At 32.0% G+C, this 12,877-nt stretch carries 14 protein-coding genes and 4 tRNA genes; 12 read left to right on the top strand and 6 right to left on the bottom strand.

Translation table 11 applies throughout. From position 1 onward, the window contains the following. The first annotated feature begins 88 nt into the window (after positions 1-88). Both EAH81_RS18145 and EAH81_RS18140 read left to right on the top strand, forming a co-directional pair. Entirely contained in the window at positions 89-940 is an 852-nt protein-coding gene (locus EAH81_RS18145; RefSeq protein WP_140509734.1) for a transketolase, read from the top strand. 88 nt (positions 941-1,028) lie between these two features. After that, positions 1,029-1,982: a transketolase family protein gene (locus tag EAH81_RS18140; RefSeq protein ID WP_140509732.1), complete on the top strand. Its 954-nt coding sequence runs from the start codon at positions 1,029-1,031 to the stop codon at positions 1,980-1,982. 203 nt (positions 1,983-2,185) lie between these two features. Here the strand turns inward: EAH81_RS18140 and EAH81_RS18135 are convergent, their stop codons facing one another. Next, positions 2,186-3,337 carry an FKBP-type peptidyl-prolyl cis-trans isomerase gene (locus tag EAH81_RS18135; RefSeq protein ID WP_140509731.1) on the bottom strand — a complete coding sequence of 384 codons (1,152 nt, stop codon included), beginning with the start codon at positions 3,335-3,337 and terminating at the stop codon, positions 2,186-2,188. A gap of 79 nt (positions 3,338-3,416) precedes the next feature. Between EAH81_RS18135 and EAH81_RS18130 the strand changes: the two genes are divergently transcribed. Further along, positions 3,417-3,806 carry an RNA-binding S4 domain-containing protein gene (locus EAH81_RS18130; RefSeq protein ID WP_140509729.1) on the top strand — a complete coding sequence of 130 codons (390 nt, stop codon included), beginning with the start codon at positions 3,417-3,419 and terminating at the stop codon, positions 3,804-3,806. Between the two features lie 187 nt (positions 3,807-3,993). Beyond that, complete coding sequence (locus tag EAH81_RS18125; RefSeq protein ID WP_140509727.1) at positions 3,994-4,494, top strand: phosphoribosyltransferase domain-containing protein; 501 nt, start codon at positions 3,994-3,996, stop codon at positions 4,492-4,494. On the opposite strand, the gene EAH81_RS18120 is transcribed toward EAH81_RS18125, so the two are convergent. Then, positions 4,486-5,004 carry a shikimate kinase gene (locus EAH81_RS18120; RefSeq protein ID WP_140509725.1) on the bottom strand — a complete coding sequence of 173 codons (519 nt, stop codon included), beginning with the start codon at positions 5,002-5,004 and terminating at the stop codon, positions 4,486-4,488. The genes EAH81_RS18125 and EAH81_RS18120 overlap by 9 nt on opposite strands. A 127-nt stretch (positions 5,005-5,131) precedes the next feature. Here EAH81_RS18120 and EAH81_RS18115 point away from each other — a divergent pair. The 3 genes from EAH81_RS18115 (at position 5,132) to EAH81_RS18105 (ending at position 5,443) form a co-directional block, all read left to right on the top strand. Continuing rightward, positions 5,132-5,204: transfer RNA gene (locus tag EAH81_RS18115), tRNA-Lys, on the top strand. Positions 5,205-5,245: 41 nt separating this feature from the next. Beyond that, a tRNA-Lys gene (locus EAH81_RS18110) sits at positions 5,246-5,318 on the top strand. A 42-nt stretch (positions 5,319-5,360) separates the two neighbouring features. Then, positions 5,361-5,443, top strand: a tRNA-Leu gene (locus EAH81_RS18105). Positions 5,444-5,672: 229 nt separating this feature from the next. Here the strand turns inward: EAH81_RS18105 and EAH81_RS18100 are convergent. From EAH81_RS18100 to EAH81_RS18085, 4 genes are all read right to left on the bottom strand, one after another. Further along, positions 5,673-6,101: a DUF5713 family protein gene (locus EAH81_RS18100; RefSeq protein ID WP_241676589.1), complete on the bottom strand. Its 429-nt coding sequence runs from the start codon at positions 6,099-6,101 to the stop codon at positions 5,673-5,675. A gap of 64 nt (positions 6,102-6,165) precedes the next feature. Further along, complete coding sequence (locus tag EAH81_RS18095; protein WP_140509723.1) at positions 6,166-6,522, bottom strand: hypothetical protein; 357 nt, start codon at positions 6,520-6,522, stop codon at positions 6,166-6,168. A gap of 118 nt (positions 6,523-6,640) precedes the next feature. After that, the gene (locus tag EAH81_RS18090; protein WP_140509721.1) at positions 6,641-6,895 is read right to left on the bottom strand and encodes a hypothetical protein; all 255 of its coding nucleotides are present in this window, start codon (positions 6,893-6,895) and stop codon (positions 6,641-6,643) included. Positions 6,896-7,135: 240 nt separating this feature from the next. Next, positions 7,136-8,044, bottom strand: coding sequence for a WD40/YVTN/BNR-like repeat-containing protein (locus EAH81_RS18085; protein WP_140509719.1), 909 nt, complete (start codon positions 8,042-8,044; stop codon positions 7,136-7,138). A 403-nt stretch (positions 8,045-8,447) separates the two neighbouring features. Between EAH81_RS18085 and EAH81_RS18080 the strand changes: the two genes are divergently transcribed. From EAH81_RS18080 to EAH81_RS18055, 5 genes are all read left to right on the top strand, one after another. After that, positions 8,448-8,520: transfer RNA gene (locus EAH81_RS18080), tRNA-Lys, on the top strand. A 350-nt stretch (positions 8,521-8,870) separates the two neighbouring features. Beyond that, a complete protein-coding gene (locus tag EAH81_RS18075; protein ID WP_140509717.1) occupies positions 8,871-9,689 on the top strand; it encodes a hypothetical protein in 819 nt (272 codons plus the stop codon). 619 nt (positions 9,690-10,308) lie between these two features. After that, a complete protein-coding gene (locus EAH81_RS18065) occupies positions 10,309-10,809 on the top strand; it encodes a tetratricopeptide repeat protein (protein ID WP_241676588.1) in 501 nt (166 codons plus the stop codon). A 133-nt stretch (positions 10,810-10,942) separates the two neighbouring features. Further along, on the top strand, positions 10,943-11,902 hold the full coding sequence (locus EAH81_RS18060) for an ion channel (RefSeq protein ID WP_140509715.1): 960 nt from the start codon (positions 10,943-10,945) through the stop codon (positions 11,900-11,902). A gap of 75 nt (positions 11,903-11,977) precedes the next feature. Further along, a complete protein-coding gene (locus EAH81_RS18055; RefSeq protein WP_140509713.1) occupies positions 11,978-12,877 on the top strand; it encodes a MerR family transcriptional regulator in 900 nt (299 codons plus the stop codon).

Here is a 12,877-nt window from a genome sequence, read left to right as displayed (position 1 = left end):
AACAATTACGGCAAACTAATGCGAAAAATCATTTGTCAGCCCGCAAAATAACAATTACTTTTGCACCAGTTTAACTTTTACAAATAAAATGAAGCCTAACACACAACAATTAAGCGATTTAACTATCCAAGTAAGAAGAGATATTCTTCGAATGGTACATGCTGTCAACTCAGGTCACCCAGGTGGTTCACTAGGTTGTACTGAATTTTTGGTAACTCTATACCAAAACATCATGGAGCGTAAAGAAGGTTTTGATATGGACGGAATTGGAGAAGATCTTTTCTTCCTTTCAAATGGGCATATTTCACCTGTATTTTATAGCGTATTAGCACGTAGCGGTTATTTCCCTATTTCAGAACTTGCGACTTTTAGATTATTAAACTCACGTTTACAAGGGCATCCAACAACTCACGAAGGATTGCCTGGAGTTCGTATAGCTTCTGGTTCATTAGGACAAGGTTTATCTGTAGCTCTTGGAGCAGCGCAAGCAAAAAAACTAAATGGTGATAATCATTTGATCTATAGTTTACACGGAGACGGTGAATTACAAGAAGGTCAAAACTGGGAAGCTATTATGTATGCTTCTGCTAAAAAAGTAGACAATATTATTTCGACTATTGACCTTAACGGAAAACAAATTGACGGAACAACTGACGAAGTTTTACCAATGGGAAGCATTCGTGCTAAATTTGAAGCCTTTGACTGGGACGTTCTTGAAATCAAAGAAGGAAACAATATTGATGCTATACTTGCGGGTTTGAATGATGCTAAATCAAGAACCGGAAAAGGAAAACCAGTTTGTATTTTACTATATACTGAAATGGGTAATGGTGTAGATTTTATGATGCATACTCATGCATGGCACGGTAAAGCACCAAACGACGATCAGTTGGCAAGTGCTTTGGCTCAAAACTATTCTGCAGATCAAATCGACTATTAAAAAAGTGTTCAGTCTCAGTAAGCAGTTTTCAGTTGAAAAACTTAGAATCTTAGCCACTGAATAACTTAGCATCTCAAAAGAAAATTAAATGAAAAAATATACAAATACAGGAAGTAAAGATACTCGTTCAGGTTTTGGAGCGGGAATGACTGAACTAGGTCAAAAAAACGAAAATGTTGTAGCACTTTGTGCAGATTTAATTGGATCATTAAAATTTGATGATTTCAAGAAAAACCACCCGGAGCGTTTTTTCCAAATTGGTATTGCAGAAGCAAACATGATTGGCATTGCTGCAGGTTTAACAATTGGAGGAAAAATTCCTTTTACAGGAACTTTCGCTAACTTCTCTACAGGAAGAGTTTACGATCAAATTCGTCAATCAGTTGCATATTCAGATAAAAACGTAAAAATTTGTGCTTCTCACGCTGGTTTAACACTTGGTGAAGATGGAGCAACACACCAAATCTTAGAAGATATTGGATTAATGAAGATGTTGCCGGGAATGACTGTAATCAATACTTGTGATTACAATCAGACTAAAGCAGCTACTTTAGCATTAGCAGATCATCATGGTCCTGCTTATTTACGTTTCGGACGTCCGGTTGTAGCTAACTTTACTCCTGCTGACGAGCCTTTCGTAATTGGAAAAGCAATTTTGTTAAACGAAGGAACTGATGTTACAATCATAGCAACAGGACACTTAGTTTGGGAAGCTCTTATTGCTGCTGAAGCATTAGAAGCAAAAGGAATCTCTGCCGAAGTAATCAACATTCACACTATTAAACCACTTGACGAAGAAGCTATTCTAAAATCATTGGCAAAAACTAAATGTGTTGTAACTGCAGAAGAACACAATATTCTTGGAGGTCTTGGAGAAAGCGTTTCCAGAGTATTAGCTTTAAACACTCCTGCTCCACAAGAATTTGTAGCTGTAAACGATAGTTTTGGTGAATCTGGAACTCCAGAGCAACTAATGAACAAATACAAATTGAACAATCAAGCGATCGTTGAAGCTGTAGAAAGAGTTATCAAAAGAAAGTAATTTTTAGATTTTCTTACTTATAAAAAAGCCTCGAAAAGTAATTTTCGAGGCTTTTTGTTTTTGTTTCTACACTCATTTAAAATTAAAACTTCAGCAATAAAAAGTTTTAAAATCAAACTAAACAAAAGTTATAATTTCATTTTTTAGACATAAAAAAACCTCGAAATCACTTTCGAGGTTTTCTATATAAAGTAGTTTAATATTTATTTTTTCTGATAAGGATATGTTTTATCCAGATGTATTCTTAATCTCGGATTAACTTTGTAATCATCATCTACAAATTTTTTCGGATTATCAATAGATTCTGATTTACTAGGATCTGTAAGATCACCTGTAGGTCTTCTAGGAATACCAAAAGTTTCTGATTCATCTGTATTTGGTGTCGCAGGATTATCTACCATAGGATTCCAAGGATAAAACAAACTCACTCCCGTAATTGGGGCATCAGTTGGTTTTGTAATTTCAAATCTAGTTGAATATCCATCACCATCATCATCTAAATCTAAAAAATCAGGAATACCATCACCATCTGTATCATAATCTTTTTTATAACTATCCGGAGGATTTGGAAATCTTGCCGTATCTCTCAAGTCATAAAGATAACCATCGCCATCAAGATCTTCTAAATAATCAGGAACACCATCTCCTACCGTTAACGCACTACCATTTGACACTGTGTATTCATGATCCAATCTCTGAAGATCAAATAATTTAAAACTAAATACTAATGGAGAATACGCAGGTATATTAGTCTGAGGACTTCCATAATAACCTAAACCTGATGGTAAAAACATAACACCAGCTCCGAAATCCTTATAAGTAACCGTACCATTATCCGAGGTACTAGAAGTACCTGTTTTAAATTGCGGAAAAATTTCTCCCCAACCATCGATAACGGCACCATTTACATATACATATAATTCAAAGCTTCTTCCTAAATCATAAGAAGTATCAAAAACAGTTCCGTCTAATAAATTCCCTGAATATGCCGCATTAACCCGGTCAGTATTGCAAGGCGACTGTCCTGTTCCTTTATTTAAAATTAAATAACGAACATTATAATTCACACCATGACTGTAAACAGGTCTAGTTGCTAATGTATAAACCTTCTGGTCCATAATAGAAATTTGTGGTGTATCTTTTGTGATTTTTTCAATAGTAATATCAAAATCAGCAGTGACTTCCTTAATATAATGAGTTTTAAGATATTTCTCAATCGAATCATTATCAGCTTTATACTGTGTTGCATAGTCCCTTAATGGAACTGTTACCACATCATCATCATCTTTTTTAGAGCAAGAAACGAAAGAAATACCCGCAAGCAATAAAATAAAATAAAATTTAAATTTATTCATTATTGTTAATTTTTTAAGTGCGCAAGATACAATATTGATTTATTTTTGTAAAGAATTTAACTTTGATTTTAGAAAAATTATGAGAATCGATAAATACTTATGGTGCGTGCGCTATTACAAAACCAGAAACATGGTAACTGAAGCCTGCAAAAAAAACCATATCACTGTAAATGGGCAAGTTGCCAAGCCTTCTAAAGAAGTTTTTCCAACGGACAAAATTACTTTTAGAAAAGATCAGATCACACAAATGATAACTGTACTAGACATTCCTGAAAGTCGTGTTGGAGCAAAATTGGTTGATATATATAGAAAAAACGAAACTTCGCCCGAAGCTTACGCACATTTAGAACTTTTAAAGCTCTCTAAAGAACATTATCGCAAAAGTGGAACCGGAAGACCTACCAAAAAAGATCGAAGAGACATTGACGAATATGGTAATGAAATTTTTGACGAGGATGAAAAGGAATAAATTAAATTCCAATACAAAAATTCCAAATTCCAAAACTAACTTACTAATAAATTCTAATTTTTAAATTCCAAATTTCAGGAAGAACCTAAAATCAAAACCTCAACATTCGAATTTCAAATTCAACAATTGGAATTTGGAATTTTTATATTGGAATTTAAAAATTTGTACTTTAGCAAAAAAATAAATCATGAGCAAAAATATCATCTTAACTAATCAGGAAATCGAACACAAAATAAAACGTATTGCATACCAAATTTACGAAACGTTTGTAGACGAAGAAGAAGTTGTGATTGCCGGAATCGCTTCGAATGGATCTATTTTTGCCCAAAAAATTGCTTTGGCCTTAAGTGACATCTCAACACTTAAAGTATCACTTTGCGAAGTAAAAGTTGACAAACAAAATCCGCAATTACCAATACAAACCTCTTTAACAACTTCTGAATACGAGAACAAAGGATTAGTTCTTGTTGATGATGTCTTAAATTCTGGCACAACCCTAATCTATGCTGTTCGTCATTTCTTAGACGTTCCACTTAAGAAATTCAAAACAGCAGTGCTTGTAGATAGAAATCACAAAAAATATCCAGTAAAAGCTGATTTTAAAGGAATTTCATTATCAACATCTTTATTAGAGCATGTTCAGGTTGTTTTTGATGAAAACGGCGACGATTATGCTTTTTTAAGCTAAAATTCCTAAAATATCTTCCACCGTTTCGTCGACAGTTTTATCATCAACTGCAACTTTGTGTTGTGCATGATTGTAATAAAAACTTCTGTCGAACAAATGCTTTGCAATAAACTCTTTCATTTCGTCCTCGTTCATATTAGCAATTAATGGGCGTTTGCTTTTGTTATGCACTAATCTATTGTATAAAGTTTCTATAGAAGCCTTTAAATATATAGAGGTAACATCATCTCGTTTTAATAATTCATGGTTATTGGCATAACATGGCGTTCCTCCGCCTAAACCAATTATACTATTTTCTGAAGATTGAAGTAATTCTACGAACATTTCGTGCTCTAATTTTCGAAAATAGATCTCACCATACTGCTCGAAAATCTCATTTATAGACAAATTTGCTTTTTTTTCGATACATTTATCTAAATCTAAAAACGGAATATTTGTATTTTTCGACAAATTTTGGGCAATTGTTGACTTTCCGCAACCCATATATCCTAATAATATTATCTTTTTCATTTTAATAAGAACCTAAAAATTAAGGTGTTGTAAATTTTGAGTAAAAAAAGACAAATTTATAATAAAATTGCTTGCAAATATCAAAAATAACTCCTTATATTTGCACCCGCATTCAAGGAAAGAATATGACTCGATAGCTCAGTTGGTAGAGCACATCACTTTTAATGATGGGGTCCTGGGTTCGAGCCCCAGTCGGGTCACAAAATTTGTGATTTAACAAAATACTTTCCTTGATCGCAATGACTCGATAGCTCAGTTGGTAGAGCACATCACTTTTAATGATGGGGTCCTGGGTTCGAGCCCCAGTCGGGTCACAAAAGGTCGAGTATTAATTTACTTGACCTTTTTTTATTTTGGGCCACGTGGAGAAACGGTAGACTTGCCATCTTGAGGGGGTGGTGCTCGTAAGGGCGTGTGGGTTCAAATCCCACCGTGGTCACAATAAAAGTTAAAAGCCTGTGAATGTAGATTCTCAGGCTTTTTTTGTGGTTCGAAAATTTTCAATATTTTCTTCTAGCCTTTAAAAGGTCTATATTTACGGGAAATTTTGGTTCGAACTCCATCATAGTTTGTTAAGTTTTATTATTCTGTTTCAAATTCTATAAGGTTAAGGTTTGGTTCGCAACCTATTGCCCAAATACATTGTACTAGCTATTCGCACTAGTTTTTTACCATTCTCGAGGAGCAATAAGTTCTTCTCCATCAGCATTGAATCCATATGCTTTAGATATAAAGTCAAAGTCTGCCCCAATCGATTCTCTAGCAACAGTCTCAATCTCGCTGTTATGCTCAAAGAATTCGTCTTGTAAATCATTAATTTTTATAGTTGCTGTATGTGTTAACTTATAAAGTTCGTCAAGATCTTTAGGCGATTTTTTTTCAATATCAACGCACAGTTCAATAAGAATTGTTTTCACTTTGTCAACGAGAAATTTTGGAAAATATGAATCCGCATACATATCTTTTAAATAAGCATAATTTTTCATTTTCTCGTTTTTTAAATTTTTTGGGTTTACAATTGCGCTTTGATTTTTCACTTGATGACCATTACAAGAAAACAAAATCAGAGAAATTATTACAATAAAATGTCCTTTCATCTTTATAAAATTAGTGCTAACATTCCGATACTATATCGGATTTGGTGTGTTGTAGCCAGTTTTTTTATTCATTTATTTTATAGACTTCGTTTTTCTTCAGTGTTTTGCCCCAAACAGAGAATGCTATTATATCTTCGTTATCACCCAATATTTTTCCTCGCATTTCAAAATCAGCAAAAGATAACTTTAGTGTTTCTTTTTCAGTTTCTAGGTAATGTCCTGTCAATACTGTATCTGAAACATTTCCATCATATCTTTTAGCGTTAATAACTTTCGAGTGTAATTCTACCTTGTTATCAAGTTCTCTAAATATTAGACTTTTTTGTATCAAGTATCCGTCAAAGTTTCCACCTGCAACCCAATCAATATACGGTGCTGTTATTCCTTCAAAATATTCCGAATCGTATTTTATACCAATCATATTTTTAAATCCTTATAATTATTCGAAAATTAAAACAACTTCTCCGTTTTCATACTTGTGAGGATAGTCGTATGGTAACTTTCCACTAAGTCTAATGCTCAAATCGTTGTGCTATGTGTTAGCGACAGCTCTTTTGTTTTTCATAGTTAGTCAATATGTTTTCTATTATATTGTAAAATACCTCCTTATTAAAATCCTTTGGCTTTCTTTTTAAGTCATCATAATTGTTTATGCCCTCGAGTATTTTTGCTTTCAATAATTGATACTGTTGCTGTTCGTCAAGATTTTTTATCTCCGAATAATCAAAGTGTTTTACTACAAGATAGTTTTTGTATTTAGTTCCGTATCTTTTATAGTTCTCCGTTTTTTTCAAAAATAGGACTTTTATTTCGTAAATAATCAAACCGGGGATTACACATTATTTAAAATCTTTAAGTCTTCCAATAAATGGTTCGAATTCTGTACCGTCAAGGTCACATAAGCAGAAAAAGCCTGAGAATCTAGATTCTCAGGCTTTTTTTATACCTTTTTCAAACTCTTTTATAAATTTAATTATACCCATTTTTAAACAAAGACAAATAATTAAATTCATCTTACCTGTTTGATATAAGCCTTAGTACAATTGTTCGATTTTATCGTTTTTTTCAACATACAATCCGTTTTCACATATTATATATACATTAAATTTTGTTTTTTTAATATTTGCATATAAACCCGGAAGTTTATATTGTTTCAATGTTTTATCATGAATTAACTGTCCATAATATCCATATCGTTTACCGGTTTTTCTATCTATTCCAACTCCTGAAACATGCACAACTTTATCTTTCTGAACTATCCCCCAAGCCTCACTACACAAATCTAAACAAGCTAATGTGTCAGTTTTATTGTTATTTTTTTTATAAAGTTTCAAATTATCACCTTCACTATTTACTCCATACGGATAATCCATTACATCTCTGGTGTATTCAGTTTCTGGTCTTGTTTTTACATACACCCAATCTTTCTTATAATCTGTTCCTTGAAGTTTGTAAATTTTATTTTCAGATGTTAGCACACACAATTGCTCCTTTGGGTTTGAAATTATTTCCATTGGAAAAAACTTTTTGGTATCAAAAGTTATTGTTTCCCATGAATTTCCAAAATCTTTTGATATATATATTCGGGAATAATCCGCCTCGTGAATTCCCATCCAACTATCAATCCCTACCAGAATTTTTTTATCAGTAAAAGTTATATCTTTAAATATAAATGATGTTTCAATGTTTTTCCATGTTTTTGCGCCATTTGTTGAATACATTAACACAGAATACTTACAGGCAATAATTGAATCTTTTGAAATGTCAGTAATATTATTAATATATCTATTTTCTACATTTTCATTTTTTAAAAGTTTAGCATTTGCATCAGTTGTACTTTTTACAATTTTCGTCTTTTTTACATCCACTTTATTAATTGAGTTCTCTTTACAACTAATTAAAAAAAATAAAATAACTAAATATATTCCGTATTGTCTTTTCATAAAACAGTAAATTAATTTATTTACACATGTCAATATTACAACTTCAATCTCACTAAATAAGAAAGTTTACGCCATTCTTAGTTTATTTGTATAGCTAATATATCACTATTTTCAAAAGATAAATTGTTTATCAGGTAACTTATAATTATAAAAAAAATTAGGCTACAAAGAAAATCAACTGACTCATTAGTATCTTCAAATCTGCCTAAGAAAGACTGAAACCTTATATCGTTAAGATCAATAAAAGTTAAAACGCATAAAAAGCATTTTATTTCCTTTTGTTTCTGCCTCTATTTCAATTCGTTAATCCGAAACAATCCTTTTACATTAAATTAACTTAAAAAAAGGTAGTGATATATAAAAAATAACTTCTTATATTTGCACCCGCGTTCAAGAAAAGAATGACTCGATAGCTCAGTTGGTAGAGCACATCACTTTTAATGATGGGGTCCTGGGTTCGAGCCCCAGTCGGGTCACAAAAAAAAAGGTCAGATATTAATTTATCTGACCTTTTTTCATTTTAAGCCAAATGGAGAAACAATAGATCTGCCATCTTGAGAAGGAGACACTCAAATATCCGTCTTCTTTAACATTGTTTTATCTGTATATTCAATGTTCACATATAAAATCGAGTATCTTTACCCACGATTGCGATAAAGAATATGCAAATGATTAACCATCTTTCCTTTTCATAACTCCAAATCCATGTTTCAAGTCATAAAATTATAAAAACAAAATTTCACGAATTAATATTAACCTTTTGCTAGTTCTATTCCTTTTAGGTTTTTTATTAGTTTTCGCATTCAACTCTAATGCCCTATAATATATGACATTGATATCCAAAGAAAAGTTTTCCGAAGCTTCTGGCCTTTCTAAAATTCCTATCCCGGGATTATCCTCTTATTTAATGAAAGTGATGAAAATTGACAATTTAAATACTATTGTAAAAGAAGCAGGTAATCTTGAGGGTGCAGATTTTGCTAATTATGTATTAACGAAAATTGGCGTAGAAGTCCAATTTGATGCTGCCGAATTACTAAATATTCCTCGTGAAGGAGCTTTTATCGTTATTGCAAATCATCCGTATGGAGGTATCGAATCATTAGCTTTATTAAGCACAATCGCAAAAATACGTCCTGATACAATGTATATGGGGAATTTTTTATTAAAGGAAATTCCAAATCTTGAAAAATGCATTATTGCGGTAAATCCATTTGAAAATGTACAAAATTCTGCAAGTATCACTGGATTAAAAATGACGCTAAAAGCTTTGTCAGAAGGAATTCCTGTTGCAATATTTCCCGCTGGAGAAGTTTCATCTTATAATTTTAAGACAAGTGAAATCACAGATCCGGAGTGGCATCCCGTGGTAGGTAAAATTATCTGTAAAGCAGACGTTCCTATTCTACCTATATATTTTCACGGAAATAATGGTTTTTTCTTCAGTATGTTAAAATCAATTCATCCGATGTTGCAGACTTCAAAACTGATTTCGGAACTTTTTAATAAACAAGGACATGCTCTAAAGATGACTATTGGAGAAGCCATTTTTTTAACCAGGGTTAAAGGCAAAGTTGCCGATCCTCTAATGTTAAAAAATCTTAGAAGCAAGCTGTATGCTCTCAAAAATCAATTGCATAATTAGGCGATTCAAGTCTATTTAACACCATAATCAAAAATCCTGTAAAAAATAACTTTACAGGCTTTTTTTCTATTTCTTCGATTAAAAAAAAAAAAAAAAACATCTCAATAGAGTAAACACCATTTTTATTGTTTTCAATTCTTTGAATTGTTCGCAAATTCACTTTTGATAATTCTGCAAGTTCTTCCCGAGTAAAACCTTTTAACTTCTTGTCTCACTTATTCTTTTTCCAATAGAATTCATAATTAATAAAATTTATTTTATTCTAAAAAACATATTATTGTAACGACGATCTCACGACATCTTCATGTCCCTTCATGTGTTTACTAATATAAACTAATTTTATTCGGAAGAAATTGATTTATTAAACCTCACTTTTCCTGAAAAGACATTTGCATTACTATCGAAATAATTTAACAACACAAAATTCAACATTCGAACTTAATCAAGATCTAGAAAAATAACAACAGGTTACCCAAAGAAACCATTCATACAACTACACCAGAACGCTGCATAAAAATAATTACGATTATTTTACAAGAAAATTTCTCTTACAAAATAAATCTTTCTTAAATTCGTTTTTAGAATTAATTAACCTACTAACCTAATCCCAAATTGGTTTATGAAAAAATTATTACCCTTATTATTTATTATGATTACTTGCTCTACATGGGCACAATCTGCAACAGGCTATTTTGACAAAGCCATGAAAAAAGCCGAATCCGGAAACACAAAAGGCGCTATTACAGATTACACAAAAGCCATTGGCATGAATTCTCATTTTGTTGAAGCTTATCAAAACCGTGGTGTTGCAAAATTCAAACTCAACGACTTAAAAGGAGCCTTGGCCGATTTTAGCAAAACAATCGAATTGGATGACATGAACGCCGATGCTTTTACAGGCAGAGCAAACGTAAATTACAAATTATTAAACTTCAAGGAAACTGTTTCTGACTGTACCTCTTCTCTTGGTTTAAATCCAAAAGATTATATTGCCTACAATTTAAGAGGTTTAGCTTACAATAAAATGGGAGACAAAAAGAATGCCTGTAAAGATTTCTCAAAAGCAATCGAATTGGGAAGCCAAAGTGCTATCAAAAACAAAGCTACTTTTTGTAGATAAAAACAAACTTATTTTAAACATTACCACAAAAAGCAGTCTGTAAAACATATTTACAGACTGCTTTTTTCATTACAGCAAGATTTTAATTTCATATTAAAGATATCCTTACATTTGCTCTTTAAACCAAACCACAATGGCCCTTCTAAAAAAAATAAACCACCACGTCGAAACTGATAAAAATTCAGGTTTTGGAACCAATGCCAGTAGTTACGGAGGACGATTTGTAAACAAAAACGGAACTCCAAATATCGAAAAAAATGGCATGAATTTACTTCATCGTATTAGCTGGTATCATACCATGATCGAAATGCCAAACTGGAAATTCATGATGATTTTGTTTACCTTTTATATTGCAATCAACTTTGTTTTTGCAATTCTCTATTACGCAATAGGAATCCAACATCTTGATGGAATTGCGCAATCACAAAGTGTTTTGACGCAATTTGGACAAGCTTATTTTTTTAGTGCGCAAACTTTTACTACCGTTGGGTACGGACATATTAGCCCAACAGGGTTCTTAACAAGTGCACTTTCTGCTGCAGAAGCTTTAATTGGTTTATTAAGTTTTGCCATTGCAACAGGTTTATTCTTTGGAAGATTTAGCAGACCAACAGCATTTTTAAAATTTTCGCATCATGCCTTAATTTCTCCTTATGGAAAAAACAAAGGATTAATGATTCGTCTTGTCCCTTTTAAAAACACCAATTTTACAGATGCAAAAGCCAAAGTTACTTTAGGAATGAGTTTCGAAGAAAATGGCGAAAAAACAAATAAATTCTACTCTTTAGACTTGGAATTGGATCGAATAAACGCCCTTTCATTAAGTTGGACATTAGTACATCCAATAACAGAAAATAGTCCACTTTACAATTTCACCGAAGAAGATTTTAAAAATATCCATGGCGAAATATTGGTTTTCATCACCACCTTTGATGACATGTTCAGTAATACAGTTGCAGCAAGAACGTCTTATACTTTTGATGAAATAATATATGGTGCAAAATTCGAAACCATGTACAACAGAAGTAAAGACAACTCCAAAACCATTCTACATTTAGACAAACTAAACCAGTATGAGATAGTAAACCTCTAATAATCCATCATTTTAATCAAGTTTTAAAGATTTTTTCAGATTTTATTCTATTTTTGTTTATCAAATAGCATTATAATGGTGAACAACATAAGAACAGTCTTTAGTATAAAAGATCTTGAAAACTTATCTGGAATAAAAGCACATACTATTCGCATCTGGGAGAAAAGATATAACATCTTAGAACCAATGCGAACGGACACTAATATTAGACTTTATAATTTACAAAATTTACAGAAGCTTTTAAACATTACATTGTTACACGAATACGGTTATAAAATTTCTAAAATCGCTACGTATCCTGAAGAAAAGATTCCGCAATTAGTGCGTGAAATCATTTCGAAGAAAAATTCTCAAAACTACGCCATCACATCATTCAAAATGGCTATGATGAATTTTGATCAGGAATTGTTCTTTACTACTTTTGATTGGTTAATTTCTGAAAAAAGCTTCAAAGAAGTTTTCAAAGATCATTTTCTGCCTTTATTAAAAGAATTAGGATTATTATGGCAATCCGAAACCATAACTCCGGCAAATGAACACTTTATGAGTCATTTGATTAAACAAAAAATATTAATTTACACAGAAAGTCTTCAAATTCAAAAACCAACAAAAACTGATCGGATTTTTGTACTCTCTTTACCATTAAACGAAATTCACAAAATAGGTTTGCTATACCTTCAATATGAAATTTTGTCTAAAGGTTACAAAGCCATTTATTTAGGTGAAAGTATGCCAATCGAAAACCTGCAGGATTTAACCAGACATTTTGAGAACATCACATTTGTATCTTTCATGACCGTTCAGCCAGATCGCAGTGTAATCAATCAATATGTGAAATCAATGGGACAAAAATTACTTCAGCAAAACAATGAAATCTGGCTTATGGGCAACATGACAGAATACATTGAACAGAAAAATTTACCGGAAAGAATTCGCATTTTCGACACTATGGACGAAACAATTAGTATGCTATAA

It is taken from the genome of Flavobacterium pectinovorum (assembly GCF_006438875.1).
GTDB lineage: Bacteria > Bacteroidota > Bacteroidia > Flavobacteriales > Flavobacteriaceae > Flavobacterium > Flavobacterium pectinovorum_A.
This window is presented reverse-complemented; position numbering and strand designations above follow the sequence as displayed.